The following is a 19,502-nucleotide window of genomic DNA, read 5'->3' on the forward strand; positions in this document are numbered from 1 at the left end:
GATTCGGGTGCGTTGCACTTCGATGTTGAATCCAAGGACGAATAAAAACGCTTAAAAGTAAATTAGCTTATCATATAACAGATTGCGCACAAAAATTTAGTAAAAAATAAGCCCCTATCATAGGAGCTTATTTTTAGCATGATGGATTGTTTTGTTAATTGACTAGATTGTCAATCCAAGTGCTTATCGCAGTGCTTACTTTTGCTAGCACTGATGGCTCTTCTTTACTGTCCATACTTAATGAACGCGTTTGCATATCATCCGTCGATACTGGCTGTTTTTGCAGACTATCTACGATTAACGGTAGATTATTACCAGTGGTTGCTAAGATAAAGCTTGGGTTTTTGGTTAACGTCGCCCACTTCTGATTCCAGCCACCACTACAATTGTAAGTAATTAAGCTTCCGCGATTATCTACTAAATTACCAGTACGCAAATCAAAGCATTTGCCACCTTGTTTGATTTGGTCAGTACCGTTCATCTCCCAAACTTGCGCTGGCGAGTCCAAGCTACAAGCACCCAAAACCACCCAAGAACCTTGTTCTGTTAAGCACTGATCTAATGCCATTTTGCTGTGAATTTTACCTTTAAGATCGTAAATCCACTGTTCAGAGTCGTCACCAGTACAGCCACTTGGGCCACTAATAAAGCTATTTAACTTACCACCTTCTAGAGTTTCAACTTTAAGGCAGTTGTTGCCATTACGGATAGTAGTCACATTATCTAAAGGTTTATCATCTTGTAGCTCTAAATCTACAACAAACTTTTGAAATTCGGTAAGTGCTTCAGGCTCTTTTTTGATTAAATCCGTACGATAGACATTGACCCAACGGTTTAGACGATTTAGAGTTTCTTGCTGCTTCTCATAACGCTCTAATGTTTGGAGTGCTAAAGGGCTAAGCTCATCACGATACTCTTTATAAGAATCATATAACAACTGACCGTTGGCGTCTAAACTAATAGTCGAATGTTCTGCTTGAGCAAGAAGTTTCTGCTCTAAGATTGGCAATTCTACCTTTCTTAGTGCCGTATAGCCCTGTTCTTTACCAAAGGTAACCGCCGGTTTAATCGCATCACTATATTGACGAATATCAATGGTTGAGAGCTGTACTTGTGCTTCATTGACCTTTTTACAGTACAAATCTACTTTTTTCGGGTTGTCTGCAATCGCTAAATTAACATGGAACTTATTGGCATTACCATTCATCCGATTAGGAGCCAACGCAATATCATTAATCGTGTTATTACTATAAGTAACGCTTAACCAGCAGCTTGCTGATTCAAGCGAGTTATTTGGTGTCGGCAACTCAAAAACGTTGCCCCAGTTACCACGTGCTTCTGGATAAATAATACCTTTTTGCGCGACAGGGTCATAACCGCCTAAAATGGTAAATATTGGCACGCCCTGCAAACGTGGTTTTAAGTAATTACCATCCGCGCTGTTGTACCAAACGTTTTTAGAACCTTGCCATACCTTAGGTTGGATGACTTCCATCTTTCTGAGATCGGCATTCCATTTCTTATAGCCAGTTGGTGAGTCAGCGTCAAATACTGCTTTATCAAATGCTGGCTGGATCTTAATTTTTGTACTATAACCCGTATAGTGAGTATAGTTTGAATAAGCGCCACTCTGTGATCCACCAGACATCGCATCGCGACCATAGCCATAGGTGGCTAAGAAAAGAGGTTTACCAGTGAGACCATCACCCTCGACCTGTCGTGGCCAGTCTAAGTTGCTGCGCATTTTGTTTCTGACGCCATTATAGCCCCAGCCACTATTGGCATGATGCTCGGCCCAAAAGAAATCGCCGTTCTGTTCACCAGGATAATGACCCAAGCCATAATGATGACCGATTTCGTGGCTGAACTCATTACCTTGAGAGTCGATTAGGGTCAACATACCATTACCGCCGCTTAAGCCGTGGTTATATTCACCATTCTTATATTTACCGCGAGCGTGATGCGCATTGACGTTCTGGGTCAATTGCGGTTGCTCTTGACTTTGCATTGACGCACTGGTGACGCCCCAATTGGCTAAATTAATGCCAACACCAAAGGTTGATTTCGCGGTGTTTTCGCGCATATCACCAGCATAAACGCCAGCATCATTTGAGTCACTGACTGAGTCATAAATAGTGCCATTGGCGACCATTACTCGTTCGAGCTTCATGTCATCATAGCTAGCAACGGTCATTTGTGCTGCTGGAATGGTCTGGAAGTAGTCTGAACCTGCTCTTTCTGGATCGCGTAGCATATAATGACCCCAAGATTGAGGTGCATCCGTTAACATGCCCAGACGGATATTGGTCAATACCAACTCACCAGGGGCGGCAAAATCTATGTTATCTTCTGACAATTCACCGCTACGATTTTGGTCATCCACAATGCGAATTTTGAGACCACCTTGTACCTCATCCCAGTTGAGTTTGGTTGACCATGCGCGCTTACTGTAAGCAACGCGAGGACGTTGGTCAGTGTTAGTCTGATCCGTGTCTGGGATTTGAGTCGGATCGGCTAAATTGATAGTTCGTAATAAAACCCCGTCTTTGTAAATTTCAGCCGCTAATTTATTAATATCACCCATTTCAAGCGTAGGCGTCACCAATAATAGCGCCTCTTTTTCTGCCGTCAGGCGCGGCATGTTTTTTGCTTCGTTACCCTGTGGATCAACGGTATGATTCTGCCCAAACTGTATCATCGCTTGAAAATCGCCAACCAAGTCTGGACGAATAGCACGAATTTCTCCCGCTCTACCATCGTGGTCAAAAAACCCTAATAAATAAAAATCAGCAATATCCTTTTTTGGTTCTGGATATTTAATAGGCGTACTTGGTTCGAGTGGCGTAGCAGGAATGCTCGTTACTGGCGGCTTAATAGGCGTACTTGGTTCAAGTGGCGTAGCAGGAATGCTCGTTATTGGTGGCTTAATAGGTGTACTTGGTTCAAGTGGCGTAGCAGGAATACTCGTTATTGGCGGCTTAACAGGCGTACTTGGCCCAATTGGCGTAGCAGGAATACTCGTTATTGGCGGCTTAACAGGCGTAGTGACGGGTGGTTTAACAGGCGGCGTTTCTACTGGTAGATTAACGGTTGGTGGTACAAGTGATGATGTGCTGCCATCACCTTCACCACAAGCAGAAAGCATAATGGATACGACACAAATGCTTAGCGCTTTTACTGGAAATGCTATTGTGTTTTTCAATTTATTGCCCTAATAATAGTTTAAGGCAATATAACAGCTGTGTTAGCATCTCGTACGACTTTTGTTCGATTTATAATAATAAGTTATATTACAACCTCTAGTGAAAACTAATTTTTATTATTCAATATGCCTCATTCGTTACTAACGCTTTTCTTAATTCGTCTTTGGGTTATCTGATTCAGTAATGATATCGCCTCTATAATTAAAGAGATTACCATTGGTTTTAATTTGAGAATCATTCAAATCTTTAGGGATAAGAATCTCATTGTCCCGCTCATCGCATTCAATATCACTGTCTTTATCATAAGCTATTGGGTCAAAGTGCGGGGTGTCTTTGATCGGCTCATTCTTGTCTAATGCTGCAGTGGTCGCCGAGGTTTTTCTAAATAAATTTGATTGACCGCCTTTGATGCTTTTTCCATTAGAATCAGCTTTTTTACGTGGCTCACTATTGGCAAAAATAGCATTTAACGGTAGATCTAACTGTTGCTTGGCATAAGCTTCCGTATTTTCAAAACGATTGACTAGCAAGCTAAGCCAAGGTTTTTGATCCTCTGGCCCCATCTCGTCTAGCTCATCTTTGATAGGCAAGGGGTAAGGTAGGGTGCGATAAAAATCCCATAATGTCATTTTGCTCAAATCTCTCTTAAGCACATAATCATTATCTTCAGTCATGGTGATTAGATTGCTGTCTTGCAGATAATTAATATAGGTATACCATTTTGGTAGCTCTTTGCGTCCTAGCACGTTACGTAGCGCTTGTTCGCTTACCGCTTCACCTTTTAAATGATGGGTATAAACTAAATTTAACATGTCCAGCAAACTTAGCAGAGGGTGGCGTGGATAGACCTCTTCAGTCTCAAAAATCGTCAAGGTATAGCTAATTTCAACACCCAATAAAATGAGATTCCATGATAGATAAATCCATAATAAAAATATTGGCAATGCAGCGAACGCGCCATAGATCGCTTCATAACTGGTGAAATTTGCCATTACTGTACCAAACAGGTGCTTCATCAGCTCGAATACGATAGCGACGAAGAGACCAGCAATGGCTGCATTTTTCGCGGGTACGCGTGCTTTTGGAATGAACCAGTACATACCAATAAAGCCTGCGACAGTGATACCAATGGATACGGCTTGTACCCAAAAAGACCAGTCAATGCCATAACCAGCGATTTGTCGATTTAAAAAACTCAAGCTTTGGACCGCGCTTGAAGCAAGAAATGCTGTACCCAGTACTAACGGTCCTAACGTGACGATGGTCCAATAGCGCAGCATACTTTTCATACCGCCAGAGCGATTTTCTACCCGCCAGATTTGGTTAAATGCGCGCTCGATGGTTGTTAATGTCATAATGGTCGTAAAAAATAACACCATCGCCCCAATGATGGTTAGATTTGAGGATTTTTCAGCGAAGCTATTGATATACTCACTGACCTGCATGCTTGATTGTGGTAGCAAGTTACTATAAATCACTTCATATATCTGTGCTCTAACGGATGCAAGTGCTGGTACAGAAGATAGGATCATCAATAAGACGGTTAGGACGGGTACAATTGACAACATAGTCGTGTAGGTCAGCGATGCCGCTTTTTGCTGGCAATTGTCTTCAAAAAAGTGCCGAGTCAAGAATCGTAAAAATTGAAACCAGCGTTGATGTAAAAACGGGATTTTTTTTGATAAATTTTCCATATCGACCATTTAGCAGGTGTTTGAGTGACAGTAGTGTAACAAAGATATGCTGTTATCATCTGCGGTTTAATTGTGTCAAAATGCACAGCAGCAACCTCTCTAGCAGGTTATTAGCGACAATGTGTACCAAGGCTATTTGCATGTCGGTGAATGACTGGGGCATAATATATGCCTATATTGCGGTATCTGTCACAGATTATGTATATAGTCATTCCACTATAAAAGTATTACAGCGTTAACCTCGCTTGAAGTATTTAATATACATCTACACTCGATTGCCTTGTACTAGTACTATTTTTAAATTGAATCGACTATAGCTACATAATAAGTAAGGTTTTATGCTAAAGAAATAGACTGCATAGAAGCTGTTGTAGATGATTAGAATCAACAATAACATTAATGGTTTTATGAGGAAGTATTGCTAATGAGTCAGACCGCCCCTTATGTCTTGGTGCTCTATTATTCAAATTACGGTACGACTAAGACATTGGCTTATGCTATCGCTCAAGGTATTGAGGATGCTGGTATGACAGCCCGTATCCGTACTGTACCAACGGTTGCACCCGAGACCACATCGAGCAAGCCTGCAATACCTGATGAAGGTGACTTGTATTGCACTATGGACGATCTAAAAGACTGTATGGGTTTGGCGCTTGGTAGCCCGACGCACTTCGGTAATATGGCTGCCCCCATGAAATATTTTTGGGACAATACGGTCACTATTTGGCTGGCAGGTAATTTACAGAACAAACCTGCTGCTGTATTTACTGCGACCGGTTCGATGCATGGCGGTCAAGAGACGACATTGCTGACCATGATGTTGCCGTTGATGCATCACGGCATGATCCTTGTTGGTGTGCCTTATGCTGAGCCTGCGCTTAATCGTACTCATCGTGGCGGCTCGCCTTATGGTGCCAGCCACGTGAGTGGGGCGTTGCATGATCAACCTGTCTCAGCTGATGAGCGCGAATTGGCTATCGCCCAAGGTCGGCGCTTGGCTATTAGTGCTACTGCATTGGCGCAAGCTAACTGGACACGCTAAGCGGATTTTTATAGCATGCAACGTCTTATATAACGCTATTAATTAGGAAATAAATATATCTAATGGTCACAAACCGCTCCGATAGTGAGATAAGCGCACCAGCCAAAAAATCTGCCAAACCTGCCAAACTTAAAAAGCCAATTACGCCCATTCGTCAGCGCTTGATGGTAACTTGGCTGATTTGGTTGGTTTATAGACTGCTTGGGCTACCTATTTTTATCAATGTTTTTAACCCCAGTAGTCCTGATGTCATTGGCGGTATCGCTTGGCAAGCATTATGGCTAGTGCCAGCATTTATTTTGACGCCCGCGATACTACGGGGTCGTTCGCCATATGTGCTATTGATAGGCAGTATGCTTACCTTGGTTTATTTGGGGGCGAGTGGTGTGGTGCTGTTTACCCGCGTTTACGGCAGCAGCTGGGCAGAGATAGTGGTTTATCTGCTTGATTTTGTCTTATTACTGGCAATCAATATTTGGTTATTTATTCTACTAAAGCGTCTTCCTTCAATGAACAACGTCGTTAAGCAGCCACGTTAGTTGATTTCGCTAAATTTAAGACATAAAAAAGCGGCGCTCTATTTAGAGCGCCGCTTTTTTTATGTTATTTCTGCTTATTTAATAAAAAGCTTAATTTACTTTGGTTAATTCTAAATCCATCTTTTTGCCATCATTAATTTGGCTAACTTTTACTGGTAGGTAATCTAAGCTTGGTGCCAGCCAAAAACTGGTAGAACGACTATTGTCATCGTGGATACGGTCGACACGTACGGTATCAAATGTGCCAGCTGGAACGGTAATCTTGGTGTTACCAGATTTTTTGAAAGGGGTTTTCTCTATTTTGTCTTTTTTCGCCATGTAATAGTTGCCAGAGAATTTACCGTTCAATAAATCTTGGCGAATTTGCACTTCCAAACTTAAATCATCAAAAGCTTGTTGTGCCATGTTCATGGTCGTCGATTTGCCTTTATAGTTACTCACCACCTTTTTACTGCTTGGATTGAAGTCTAATTTGTGCGTACGACCAACGCCTAATAGCTTATAAGTGGTGCTGGCTTGAGTCGGAATGACATTATTACCGTTGATGGTAAAAGTGCTGTTTTGCGAAGCACTTGCAACACCTGCCACCCGAGCATTGACATTATATTTCCAAGTATTGCCAGATTTGTTAAGCGTGCGAGTAGCCGTGCCTTTATATTTTTCCTCAACGGTGAAGCTGTAGTTGGCGCTTGAAGGTTCGATATTCTTTGCGCTGGCAAGGGTTGGTGCAGTCATACTTATCGCTCCAATCGTAGCAATACTGGCCCCAGTGGTTAGGGCGGTTAAAAACTTAGACTTGCTACGTTTAGTATTATTAGTATCGGTTGTTAACGACTTTTGATCGTTTGATAAAAAACTCATGGACATTCCTTAATCGCTATTTATGGCATTGCTTATAACTATCGTTATTTTCTCAAGGACTATAATGGTCATGTTCTGCTATCTTTTCAAGAGTGCCAGCTGTCCCAGTGGTGTTGCTATTGTAGTCAAGGTTGCTGGTATCGAGCGCGATATCATAAGGCGTCACTTGCTGTAAGTTTCGTAAAAAGAGGTAAGTTAATCGGTCAGTGGCAAAAGATATGGTGTCACTTAACTAACTCCATTCAGTATTGAAATTTACCCCTCATATCGCTGCTTTTATAATCTTGCTAAAGCCTTTCATACTGTGCAATCCAATCAAATGACTGTTCATAAACGTCATTACCAACTAAATAATCCATGATATGCAAAATTCTTGTAAATTTTTGGGCTTTACACTTGAAGCTAACTCACTTTGCCCCCACTTTTTGATACAAGCTCAAAGCTTATCTTTAGAATGCTGTTTTAAGCAGTAGTGCCTATAGATATTGGTATTGAGACCATTAATTCAAATAAACCCTTATTGCAAATAACCAAATTATTGGAGACATATTGATGAATATTCGTCCTTTACATGATCGCATCGTTGTCCGCCGCATAGAAGAAGAAACAAAAACGGCTGGTGGTATCTTGCTTCCTGGTTCTGCTCAAGAAAAACCTTCACAAGGTGAAGTGCTAGCAACTGGTAACGGTCAGATTCGTGACAACGGCGAAACTCGCGCGTTAGATGTAAAAACTGGCGACAAAGTCTTGTTCGGTCAATATGCTGGTCAAACCGTGAAAGTTGACGGCGAAGAACTATTGATTATGAAAGAATCTGATGTATTGGGTGTGTTAGAAGGCTAGTCCTTTTTGAGTATTTTTATACTAAACGCATTTTGACAACATTATTTAAAAATTATTGAAACATTTAATTGCATTCTCATACTTATAATAGTGGAGTAATTTAACATGGCAAAAGACGTAAAATTCGGCATTGATGCCCGTAAACAAATGATGGATGGCGTAAACATCCTAGCAAATGCAGTACGCGTAACCCTAGGCCCTAAAGGTCGTAACGTGGTTATCGATAAATCATTTGGCGCGCCTACCATCACTAAAGATGGTGTTTCGGTTGCTAAAGAAATCGAGCTTGAAAACAAATTCGAAAACATGGGCGCTCAATTGGTCCGTGAAGTGGCTAGCCGCACAAATGATGTCGCTGGTGATGGTACGACGACTGCGACTGTATTGGCGCAATCTATCTTGCAAGAAGGCATGAAGTCAGTTGCCGCTGGCATGAACCCAATGGATCTAAAACGCGGTATCGATAAAGCGGTTCGTGCTGCTGTTGAGCAAATTCATTTGCTGGCTACACCAGCTGACGATTCAAAAGCGATTGCTCAAGTGGGCTCTATCTCTGCCAACTCAGACACCAAAATCGGTGAGCTAATTGCTCAAGCGATGGAAAAAGTCGGTAAGCAAGGCGTGATCACCGTTGAAGAAGGTTCAAGCTTTGAAGATACCTTAGAAGTTGTCGAAGGTATGCAGTTTGACCGTGGTTATATCAGCCCGTACTTTGCTAACAAGCAAGACAGCTTAACTGCTGAATTTGAAAACCCATATATCTTGTTGGTTGATAAAAAAATCAGCAATATCCGTGAAATCGTGCCATTACTTGAGCAAGTGATGCAGCAGAGCAAGCCATTGCTAATCATCGCTGAAGACGTAGAAAACGAAGCATTGGCGACATTGGTTGTCAACAACATGCGTGGCGGCTTGAAAACTTGTGCCGTAAAAGCACCAGGTTTCGGCGATCGTCGTAAAGCCATGCTTGAAGATATCGCAACGCTAACTGGCGGTACTGTGATTTCTGAAGAGATTGGTCTAAGTTTAGAGACTGCTACTCTTGAGCAACTTGGTACCGCTAAGAAAGTCACTGTCGGTAAAGAAAATACCGTGATCGTTGATGGCGCTGGTAACTCTGCTGACATCGAAAATCGCGTTGAATCTATTAAGCGTCAAGTTGAAGAATCAACGTCTGACTACGATAAAGAAAAGCTACAAGAGCGTATGGCGAAACTGGCTGGCGGCGTTGCCGTTATCAAAGTTGGCGCTGCGACTGAAACTGAAATGAAAGAGAAGAAAGACCGTGTTGACGATGCGCTACATGCGACTCGTGCAGCGGTTGAAGAAGGCGTTGTCCCTGGCGGCGGTGTTGCCTTAGTTCGTGCAATGAATGCATTGTCTGAGCTACGTGGCGATAACGATGACCAAAACGCGGGTATCAATATCTTACGTCGCGCAATGGAAGCACCATTACGTCAAATCGTAACCAACGCTGGCGAAGAAGCATCAGTGGTAGTCAACGAAGTGAAGAGTGGCAGCGGTAACTACGGTTACAACGCAGCTTCTAGCGAATACGGCGATATGCTAGAGATGGGTATTCTTGATCCAGCTAAAGTAGCTCGTTCAGCACTAGAAAATGCAGCATCTGTTGCAGGCCTAATGCTAACTACCGAAGTCATGATTACTGATTTGCCACAAGGTGATGACGGTATGGCTGGCATGGGCGGTGCTGGTGGAATGGGCGGCATGGGCGGCATGATGTAATTTTACTTCTGCTACAAAGCGATTTCTTTTCGTCAGATGCGCTCAATGTACAACAGGTACTATTTTTGCGCATCTTCCTCGACAAATCGCTTTTGCTAGAAGTATGACTTTGTCATAACGTTTATTTGCTCATTAGAAGCTCTGTTATCGGAAGATAGCAGGGCTTTTTTTTTGCCTAATTTTTATAGCGCTACTCATTGATATATGAGGTAATCACGGTTTTATATACATTCATTCGATAGTGTTGGATTAGTGTTTTATGCTTGGAAAGGTTGCCAATTGACAGACATAGTGAGGGCGTTGTTGTTTCCCAGACTTAGTGGTGACACTTTCCCTGCTATTTACTCATGGTCTTTGATGCATTTCTAAAAACTTCAATAAATAAAATACCAATTAGATCGACAAAATCGACCTCACATTATCAAGAGGATTGAATATATAAAGTTTTTTATATATGTTATTATTTAAATATAATCAATGGACTGATACTTTATCAAAGGACAATTGAACATGTGTTATGGCTGCCCAGCCACAAACTCTTGTGCAATTCAAGGTGATGATGATGAAAAAAATTAGGCTTGGGATTCTCATCGAAGAGGAAACATTGGCATGGTATAAGTTCAAACCATTAAAGTCTCTCGTCGATGAAGGCAAGGTTGAGGTTTGTATTGCTGTCCAACGGGATAAAAAACAAGCATCTCACATGTCTCGTCTGTCCAAAGTTATTCCTTCCATTAATCAAAAGTTATTTTCTTTTCTTTCTCGAAATAAGAGTAATACCAAGTGTTATTCTATTCATGACTTGGTGGCTAATGGTACGATGCCCATCGTAATATCAGTAGTAAATCAGGATAAAATTTATGATGAGATTGAGGATTCAGTGATTGAGAAACTTGAAGCCGCCAATCTAGATTATCTGATCAAATTTGGCTTTCGAACCTTAGCAGGGAGAATTCTGAGTGTTTCAAAAAAAGGTATTCTGTTATTTCGTTACGGCGATGAAACCAAACAAAGACACGGATCAGCATTATATTGGCAGTTTGCCGAACAATGGGAGAATAGCGTAGTCACGCTACATCTGTTAAATGAGCGGCTTAATGGTGATAAAGTCGTTGGGAGAGGGTATGGTTCTTTATTTTACTGGGACTATAATTTAACCGAGCATAAATTAAATGGTGTCACAGCATCGATATTGTATTGGTATTTCCATAAAAATAAAATTGGCGTTAAAACTGGAAATTCGACGAATTTAATGCTTGACGATGCAATTTATGAAGAGCCCCAGCAACTGACTGCCATACGGCATTTGATGAGTTTTTTTAAAAACTATACGATAAAGACTTTCTATAAGAGTCTTTATCACAATAACTGGAGTATTTTGATTGGTTCTATTGATCGGTCGATGCAAACATACACTGAGCTATTGCCTGAAAAAGGATGTTTTTGGGCTGACCCTTTTTATATTGAGCGAGATTCAAGGCGTTATATATTTTTTGAGAGCTTAAATTATAAAGAAGGTATCGGCCGTATAGAGTGGGTGGAACTGGATGAGCACCATCAAGTTATCAATTCTGGACCAGTCGATTTAGGTATTCGCTCTCATTTAAGCTTTCCTAATGTATTCGAGCATGAAAACGCTGTATATATGATTCCAGAAGCCGCCAAGACCAATTGTATTAACCTATTAAAAGCGACGGATTTTCCGCAGAAGTGGGAAAAAGTTCATGAGTTGGTGTCTGGGGTTCAGGCAGCAGATAGTGCCGTTATTGAGCACAATGGCTTATGGTATCTTTTTACCACGCATGGTTCAATTTCAGTCCTTACGATGGATTTGGAATTGCATATTTATACGTCTGATAAGTTGGAGTCAGATAACTGGAGCATTCATCCCTCGGCGCCTTTAAAAATTGATGTGCGTGGATCACGATTAGCAGGTGCATTATTCCGAAAAAATAGTCAGCTGTTTCGTACGGCTCAAGATGGCACTATTAGGTATGGACGTAGAGTGGCTTTGTATCTGGTAGAAGAGTTGACACCGACATCTTACAAAGAAACCTTTGTGCGTTATATCGAACCCAATTGGGAAAACGATATCGATCGTCTCCATACCTATAACGTATATGATCAAACTGTCGTGCTTGATGTCTCAAGAGATAAATTGCGTTTTACCGTATAATCATTAAGAATCTTTACGGCAACTGGTGATAATATTCTGTCGAAAAACCCCGATAGGCGAGCCTTTCCTAAAAACTGTGTAACTGCTTATAATCCACTAACAGGAGAATAAGCAATGACTACTCAATCTGACATTAAAAAACTGGCCGAGCAAATGGCTGGTAGCATGAAAAGCTTTGATAACATCAAAGACTTCCAAAAGCAGCTCATGCAATCCTTTATCGATACTGCCTTAGAGGCTGAGATGGAAGAGCATCTCGGCTACCCCAAGCATGAGAAAGCAGATAAACCAAACAAGCGCAACGGACACACTAAAAAGACCGTCCGCAGTGATACAGGCGATCTTGAGATATCTACTCCAAGAGACCGCGGTGGCAGCTTTGAGCCTGTATTGGTTGCTAAGCATCAGACCCGTATCTCAGGTCTTGACGATAAAATCATCTTCTTTTACGCCAAAGGTCAAACCACCACCGAGATTGTAGAGAGCATCAAAGAGCTCTACGATGTCGACATCTCAAGCACACTGGTTTCAAGAGTCACTGACAACATCTTAGAGGACATCACCGCTTGGCAGAACCGGCCGTTAAGCAGTGTCTATCCTATCGTCTATCTAGACTGTATTGTCGTGAAGATACGTCAAGATAAACAGATTATCAACAAGGCTATCTATCTGGCACTAGGTGTGGGACTTAATGGTAAAAAAGAGCTGCTTGGTATGTGGCTATCAGAGAATGAGGGCGCTAAGTTCTGGCTAGGCGTACTCACTGAACTACAAAACCGCGGGGTGCAAGATATCCTCATTGCCTGTGTCGATGGTTTAAAGGGCTTCCCTGATGCCATCAATACCGTTTATCCCAACGCTCAGGTTCAGCTGTGTATCGTACACATGGTGCGCTATTCGATGAAGTTTGTACCTTGGACAAATAAAAAGGCAGTAGCGGCTGATCTAAAGGCTATCTACGGCGCTGATACGCTTGAGATAGCAGAGGCTAACCTTGAACACTTTGATGAGGTATGGGGCACTGAGTACCCGCATGTGGTTAAGTCTTGGCGCAATAACTGGGAGGGCTTAACGGTGTTCTTTAACTACCCTAAAGACATCAGAAAAGTCATCTATACCACCAATGCCATTGAATCATTAAACAGCGTGATTCGGACAGCGGTGAATAAGCGTAAGGTGTTCCCCTCTGATCAGGCAGCATTTAAAGTGGTGTACTTAGCCACCCAGCAGGCCTCTAAAAAGTGGTCTATGCCCATCCGTAACTGGACGTCTGCTTTAAATCGCTTTATGATTATGTTTGATGATCGTATAAGCAGGCATTTAATCTAAATGGCAGTTACACAGAATCTGAGATGGGCTCCGATAGGCTGAGCTTATCGGGGTTTATTTATACAAATTAGATATGTTTTTAAAAACTACTGACTGGCTGCATCCCGTCTAAACGTCCACGTTTTATCATCAGAAGTCTCTTCACAGTAATAATATCCCGCCAAATCAAACTGCTTTAGCTGCTCAGCATTGGTCAGCTTATTATCAGCAGCATACTTCACCATTAGTCCGCGTGCTTTTTTGGCATAGAAGCTAATCACTTTGTATTGACCATTCTTTTCATCTTCAAATCGTGGCGTGATAACTTCCGCATTCAGCGCTTTCTTCTTGACCACTTTGAAATATTCATTTGACGCCAGATTAATCAAAATCTTATCATCACTATCTGCCATACGTGCATTAATAATGGCAGTTACTTTCTCGCCCCAAAACTCATAAAGGTTATCACCACGTTCATTTTTCAGTTTGGTACCCATCTCTAAACGATAGGGTTGAATTAAATCGAGCGGTTTCAGTACGCCATATAATCCAGACAAGATACCCAGATGCTTATTGACGTAAATGGCGCTGTCTTTATCCATATGATACATATCAAGTCCAGTATAAACATCGCCATCGAATAAATAACCTGTAGGTTTGGCATTGCCTAAAGTAAATGGCTTATCGTTGCTCCAACGCCACTCTTGATTGCGCTTGGCATTGAGCTGTGCCAAATCATCAGAGATTCCCATCAGTTCTTGTAAATCAATCGGTTCTTTCGATTTTAAGTTTTTCATCAATGCTTGCGCATGTTCGATGAGCTCTGGCTGACTATAATATTTGTCTAAGTTCACTGGCACCGCATCTTTCTCATTTAAAGATTTGGCAGGGGAAAGTAAAAAATACATCGTCATTCCTTATTATAGTGAGTCAATGGGTATTCTATTTATGTATCAAGTTTTCTTATTATACGATAAGCAGCAATGTATCTTGACCTACCCATCGTTATTTCGTGTTTTTTAACGTTACCCTTAAAAAGGACAGATATTTGAGTGATATAAGCCGATAGCTTGTCAAGTCTAGTGTTTAATTGAAAAGGAAAAATTTTTAATATAACAATAAAAGTTATGCAGATGGTGTAAATGCCTAACTTTTTATTTTACTTGTGGGTCATCATTAGGCAATGAAAGTTGGCAGATGATGTCTCTATAATAAAAAGGCATGATGGCAAAGTCGCTATCATTTATTAAATTGATAATCTTTGGTGGTGATGTTGAACCAACCATGACCAAAGGTTTTTTGTCCCCTGTGCTTTTTAAATGTGCGTTGAGGGTGTTAAAGGTAGTCGTGAGACGTAAGTAAGGAGACGGTATGAAAATCGGTGTAATCAGTGCAGATATCGCGAGCGAGAGCCGTGTAGCGATAACCCCAGACGCAGTCAAAAAATTGCGTAAGCTTGGGTTTGAAGTCGTCATACAGTCAGGTGCAGGTCAAGCGGCATATTATGCTGATGAGTTATATCAGGCTGCAGGTGCCGATATTGCTAGCAGCAGCGCCGAGGTAATCACACAGTCTCAAATTATTACCACCGTCAATGACTTACCTGCTGCAGCTATTGAAGGCTTAACGTTAGGTCAGATTGTCATTGGCATGCTCGACCCATATCGTAATACTCAGCTTGATACTTATGCGACCAAAGGTGTTACTGCCTTTGCGATGGAACTTTTACCTCGTACATTGTCACGCGCACAGAATATGGATGTACTGTCATCGCAGGCCAACCTTGCTGGTTACAAAGCAGTATTGCTCGCGGCAAATGAATACTCACGTCCTTTCCCGATGTTTATGACCTCAGCCGGTACAGTTAAGCCTGCTAAAGTGGTCATCTTAGGCGTTGGGGTTGCTGGCTTGCAAGCGATTGCGACAGCCAAGCGTTTGGGTGCAGTGGTAGAAGCGAGTGATTTACGTCCAACTGCTCGTGAGCAAGTAGAGTCATTGGGTGGTAAGTGGCTGGATGTACCAATGAGTGCAGAGGAGGCTGAGACAGCTAAGTCTACAGGTGGCTATGCGTGGACGCCATCAGAGCAATATGTCAAAGATCAAGCCGCTGTCGTAGACAAAGCCTTGAGCAATGCGGATATCGTCATTACCACAGCGCAGATTCCTGGTCGTAACGCTCCTCGTCTGGTGCACGGCGCAACCCTTGCTAAAATGAAGGCAGGTTCTGTGCTGATTGATATGGCTGCTGGTACAGGTGGCAACGTCGAAGGCAGCGTGCCTAATGAGACCATCAGCACAGACAATGGCGTACGTATCGTTGGTGCCGCCAACATCCCATCGATGCTTGCAGCGCAGTCTTCAGATTTGTATGCCAACAATTTGGTTAACTTTATCACCACATTAATTGCGCCTGCTAGCGATAACGCTTCAGCAAATGACTTATCGCTTAACTTAGACATGGAAGACGAGATTCAAGGCGCACTGGCAGTGACACATGACAGTCAGGTACGACTAGCCAAACGCTAAGTTTTGACTGCCTTTCACTACACATTTGCCAGTAACGAATAAATTTTTAGGAGGATTAGATGATTGCCACTATTTTAGCGGCAGCGCCAGCTGGTGCGGCCATGAGTAGCACACCATTTGTAGCGATTTTTACCGTATTTGTACTTGCTATTTTTGTCGGATATTACGTCGTTTGGGGCGTTACCCCGGCACTACATACACCATTGATGGCAGTTACCAACGCCTTATCAAGTATTGTCATCGTTGGAGCGATGCTGCAAACCGTCACGATTGATGGTTCTGTCTTTACACCGACCAGTATCCTTGGTGCTTTTGCCGTGTTTTTAGCCAGTATCAATATCTTCGGTGGTTTTGCCGTGACTGAGCGTATGCTTGCGATGTTTAAACCGAAAGTAAAAAAAGCACCAGTAGCAACCACTGATGTAGGAGGTGACGCATGAATGATTTCTCAGCAATGATTGCGGCAAATGCAGATTGGTTTTATTTAGTAGGCGCTATCCTCTTTGTATTGACCTTACGTGGTTTATCCAGCCCTAAGACCGCTATCCGTGGTAACCGCTTTGGTATGGTAGCGATGGCGATTGCGGTCGTCACGACATTCTTCTTAGCAGAAGGCCCTGTGCTGTGGTTAATTATCGGTGCGATGATTTTGGGTGCCCTCGTCGGCATGTGGAAGGCAAAAACGGTCGCGATGACGCAAATGCCAGAAACCGTTGCTTTGATGCACTCGTTTGTCGGTTTGGCAGCAGTAGCGATTGCACTGGCAACCGTATTGCATACTGAACAACAGCATGGCGCCGTTGCCCGTGTCGAACTATTTATCGGTTGCTTTATTGGTGCGATTACCTTTTCAGCTTCGGTTTTTGCTTTTGGTAAATTAGCAGCCAAAAGCTGGGCGAAAACATTGGTTGGCGGTTGGGTAAAACCGATGCAAGCGTTACTGTTCATTGCGATGATTGCTTTCGGTGGCGTGTACTTCGTTACTGACTCGTTACCAGCGTTTTATGCGATGGCAGTGATTGCGGTTATCTTTGGCTGGATGTGGATTGCCCCAATCGGTGGCGGTGATATGCCAGTGGTTGTATCGCTATTGAACTCGTTCTCTGGTTGGGCAGCAGCAGGTATTGGTTTCACCCTTGGTAACTCGATGCTGATTATCGCAGGGTCGCTCGTTGGTTCATCAGGTGCGATTTTGTCTTACATCATGTGTAAAGCCATGAACCGTTCATTACTCAACGTCTTATTTGGCGGTATGGGTACATCAGCCGTAGCGGCAGGCGGCGATGACGGTGCACCGAAGAATTACAAAGCGGGTTCAGCAGAAGATGCAGGGTTCCTCATGTCTAATGCTAGCAGCGTGGTCATCGTACCAGGTTATGGTATGGCACAGGGCCGTGCACAGAATGCGGTAAAAGAATTGTATGAGTTGCTAAAAGAAGAAGGCGTGAATGTCCGCTTTGCCATTCATCCAGTGGCGGGTCGTATGCCAGGTCATATGAACGTCCTATTGGCGGAAGCGGATGTACCTTATGATGATATCCTTGAGATGGATGAGATTAACTCAGACTTCGCGAGTACCGATGTGGTCTTAGTTATCGGTGCAAATGACGTGGTCAACCCTTCTGCAAAAGATGATCCAACGTCGCCAATCTTTGGTATGCCGATTCTAGAAGTCACTAAAGCTCAAACCGTTATGGTCATCAAGCGCTCAATGAATACGGGTTATGCAGGGCTTGATAACAGTCTGTTCTATATGGATAAGACAATGATGATCTTTGGTGATGCGAAGAAAATGGTCGAAGAGATGGTACGTAGTATCAATGGTGCAGGTCATTAATCTCTAAAGTTAGTTTCTAAATATAAGCTTTTAAATATCCGCTTTTAAATAAAAAAGTCACTTAGGTGGCTTTTTTTGCATTAAGGTACGCTGCATTTATAGCCAGTCACTGTTTATATATATAAATTTATACCCAATAAATTTACACAAAATAAGCGTTAAGAGAGTCATTTATGAACATGTTGATACGTTTTTTTATTATGGTCAGTTTGCTAAAACAACAACTTAAGCAGCAATCAGTAAGCGAGCGCCTTAGTATTGAGCTCTTGATTGCACCGACGGTTCGTCATTATCGAGTGTTGCCGCATGATATGGGCTTTCGGAATCATCTGCCTAATTATCGTTATTTGTCTTTTATCGAGCTAAACATTACTCGCTGGCTGATGGCGTGCTGTCATCAAAAAGGTATTAAACCATTAAATTGGGTTATCGCCATGCAAGAGATGGTTTATCTAAAAGAAATTAAATTTTTAGATAAAATGATGGTAAGTAGCACGCTTGTTGGCTGGGATAAAAAATACGTTTATTTTGAAACGCGCTTTTTTGTAAAAAACCAGCTGATGGGCGTTGGTATGACTAAGTTTGTATTGACCAATAAAAAAGGCAAATGTGCGCCAGAGATATTGGATATGATAGGCGAGCGGCTGAATGAGGTCATTGATTCTTGGAGTCAGCATCAAGTGGCGATTAAATCTGCCAACTCTGCTGAAACGAGTAAAACAACAAGTGCGACATAACGAACTTGTCTATAATCAGCAGGCGAATTTTGGTAGGATAGCGGTTATTAAGTTGCCAATCAAATCACCAGTCAAATTGATCACTGATTTGATGACGTGTATAAAAATGATTAAAAGTTAAGGAGCTACCATGACCCCGCAAAAATTAAAATGGACAGACAGCTTAGATATCGCTATTGAGCTGTATGAGAAGTTTCCAGAGACCGATCCGCAGTACATCCGTTTTACTGATTTACATCGCTGGGTGACTGAGCTTGAAGGTTTTGATGATGATCCACAAAAATCAAACGAAGGCATCTTGGAAGCGATTCAAATGAATTGGATTGATGAAGCAGATTAGATTTATACCCTGAAGCGCTATTTTTAATACTATCTCAAATAGAAAACTGAATAAATATATAGGACTTACAGATCATGACTTCACAAATTAAAGAGTTACCTGAAGCAATAACTTGTAAAGGTATTAGCGTTCGTACGACCAATAACGCTGAGATTAGCGAAGACACGGCGAAACTGGGTCGTTTATGGCAAAAGTTTTACCAAAACCATGCCAGTGATCTGCCTAAAGGCGAAGACATTTATGGTGTCTATCATAACTATGAGAGCGATGATTTGGTCGGCGCTTTTGATGTGGTTGCCAGTTGGAAAGTAGCCAGTGAGCAAGAGCCATCAGATAGTGAAAATATGTCTAAGGCTGCAAACCTAGTAACAGTAGATATTCCTGCAGGAAAGTATATAGTATTCTCTGAGCAGGGTAGAATGCCATACACGGTGATGAATGCTTGGGAAAAAGCTTGGACCTATTTTAATGATCGCAGCTGTGAGCATACCCGAACTTTTGATGTCGATTTTGAGCATTATATCGGTGGTAATCTAGAGTATGGTCAAGTTGATCTCTATATTGGTATTGAGTAAAATTAGTATTGAATAAATTAGGGCGTGTCTTCATTTCAAAAATGGTGATAAAAATGAGATAAATTGCCGTCAAAC

General features: G+C 42.1%; 16 protein-coding genes. 12 read left to right on the forward strand and 4 right to left on the reverse strand.

The features are described from left to right. Positions 1-154: 154 nt before the first annotated feature. Together INT03_RS11755 and INT03_RS11760 are read right to left on the reverse strand one after the other, a co-directional pair. Positions 155-3,190, reverse strand: a complete 3,036-nt coding sequence (locus INT03_RS11755; protein WP_413469377.1) for a M66 family metalloprotease — start codon at positions 3,188-3,190, stop codon at positions 155-157. A 165-nt stretch (positions 3,191-3,355) separates the two neighbouring features. Further along, positions 3,356-4,897, reverse strand: coding sequence for a YihY family inner membrane protein (locus tag INT03_RS11760; RefSeq protein WP_193009088.1), 1,542 nt, complete (start codon positions 4,895-4,897; stop codon positions 3,356-3,358). A gap of 424 nt (positions 4,898-5,321) precedes the next feature. Between INT03_RS11760 and wrbA the strand changes: the two genes are divergently transcribed. Then, positions 5,322-5,939, forward strand: a complete 618-nt coding sequence (wrbA, locus tag INT03_RS11765) for an NAD(P)H:quinone oxidoreductase (RefSeq protein WP_060490546.1) — start codon at positions 5,322-5,324, stop codon at positions 5,937-5,939. Between the two features lie 62 nt (positions 5,940-6,001). Beyond that, positions 6,002-6,478: a hypothetical protein gene (locus tag INT03_RS11770; RefSeq protein WP_193009089.1), complete on the forward strand. Its 477-nt coding sequence runs from the start codon at positions 6,002-6,004 to the stop codon at positions 6,476-6,478. A gap of 90 nt (positions 6,479-6,568) precedes the next feature. Here INT03_RS11770 and INT03_RS11775 read toward each other — a convergent pair whose 3' ends face one another. After that, entirely contained in the window at positions 6,569-7,339 is a 771-nt protein-coding gene (locus INT03_RS11775; RefSeq protein ID WP_193009090.1) for a DUF3108 domain-containing protein, read from the reverse strand. Positions 7,340-7,888: 549 nt separating this feature from the next. On the opposite strand from INT03_RS11775, the gene INT03_RS11780 reads away from it, so the two are divergent. The 4 genes from INT03_RS11780 to INT03_RS11795 all read left to right on the forward strand — a co-directional run bounded on the left by INT03_RS11780 (position 7,889) and on the right by INT03_RS11795 (position 13,433). Beyond that, positions 7,889-8,182, forward strand: a complete 294-nt coding sequence (locus INT03_RS11780) for a co-chaperone GroES (protein WP_041757514.1) — start codon at positions 7,889-7,891, stop codon at positions 8,180-8,182. A gap of 105 nt (positions 8,183-8,287) precedes the next feature. Continuing rightward, complete coding sequence (gene groL, locus INT03_RS11785; protein WP_193009091.1) at positions 8,288-9,928, forward strand: chaperonin GroEL; 1,641 nt, start codon at positions 8,288-8,290, stop codon at positions 9,926-9,928. 517 nt (positions 9,929-10,445) lie between these two features. Further along, positions 10,446-12,104, forward strand: a complete 1,659-nt coding sequence (locus INT03_RS11790; protein ID WP_193009092.1) for a hypothetical protein — start codon at positions 10,446-10,448, stop codon at positions 12,102-12,104. 114 nt (positions 12,105-12,218) lie between these two features. Continuing rightward, positions 12,219-13,433: an IS256 family transposase gene (locus INT03_RS11795; RefSeq protein ID WP_193009093.1), complete on the forward strand. Its 1,215-nt coding sequence runs from the start codon at positions 12,219-12,221 to the stop codon at positions 13,431-13,433. 86 nt (positions 13,434-13,519) lie between these two features. Here the strand turns inward: INT03_RS11795 and yaaA are convergent, their stop codons facing one another. Continuing rightward, positions 13,520-14,320, reverse strand: coding sequence for a peroxide stress protein YaaA (gene yaaA / locus INT03_RS11800; RefSeq protein WP_193009094.1), 801 nt, complete (start codon positions 14,318-14,320; stop codon positions 13,520-13,522). A 463-nt stretch (positions 14,321-14,783) separates the two neighbouring features. Between yaaA and INT03_RS11805 the strand changes: the two genes are divergently transcribed. The 6 genes from INT03_RS11805 (at position 14,784) to INT03_RS11830 (ending at position 19,427) form a co-directional block, all read left to right on the forward strand. Then, positions 14,784-15,938: a Re/Si-specific NAD(P)(+) transhydrogenase subunit alpha gene (locus tag INT03_RS11805; RefSeq protein WP_193009095.1), complete on the forward strand. Its 1,155-nt coding sequence runs from the start codon at positions 14,784-14,786 to the stop codon at positions 15,936-15,938. Between the two features lie 101 nt (positions 15,939-16,039). Continuing rightward, positions 16,040-16,378 (forward strand): proton-translocating transhydrogenase family protein, encoded by a 339-nt coding sequence (locus tag INT03_RS11810; protein WP_201540922.1) that lies wholly within the window; start codon positions 16,040-16,042, stop codon positions 16,376-16,378. Beyond that, positions 16,375-17,775, forward strand: a complete 1,401-nt coding sequence (locus tag INT03_RS11815; protein ID WP_413469136.1) for an NAD(P)(+) transhydrogenase (Re/Si-specific) subunit beta — start codon at positions 16,375-16,377, stop codon at positions 17,773-17,775. Before INT03_RS11810 ends, INT03_RS11815 begins: the two co-directional genes overlap by 4 nt. Before the next feature lie 173 nt (positions 17,776-17,948). After that, positions 17,949-18,512 carry an acyl-CoA thioesterase gene (locus INT03_RS11820; RefSeq protein WP_087814646.1) on the forward strand — a complete coding sequence of 188 codons (564 nt, stop codon included), beginning with the start codon at positions 17,949-17,951 and terminating at the stop codon, positions 18,510-18,512. Between the two features lie 130 nt (positions 18,513-18,642). Beyond that, the gene (iscX, locus tag INT03_RS11825; protein WP_021812734.1) at positions 18,643-18,852 is read left to right on the forward strand and encodes a Fe-S cluster assembly protein IscX; all 210 of its coding nucleotides are present in this window, start codon (positions 18,643-18,645) and stop codon (positions 18,850-18,852) included. 74 nt (positions 18,853-18,926) lie between these two features. Beyond that, the gene (locus INT03_RS11830) at positions 18,927-19,427 is read left to right on the forward strand and encodes a GyrI-like domain-containing protein (protein WP_055125298.1); all 501 of its coding nucleotides are present in this window, start codon (positions 18,927-18,929) and stop codon (positions 19,425-19,427) included. The last annotated feature ends 75 nt before the right edge of the window (positions 19,428-19,502 follow it).

This window comes from Psychrobacter sp. PG1 (genome assembly GCF_014897815.1).
Classification (GTDB): domain Bacteria; phylum Pseudomonadota; class Gammaproteobacteria; order Pseudomonadales; family Moraxellaceae; genus Psychrobacter.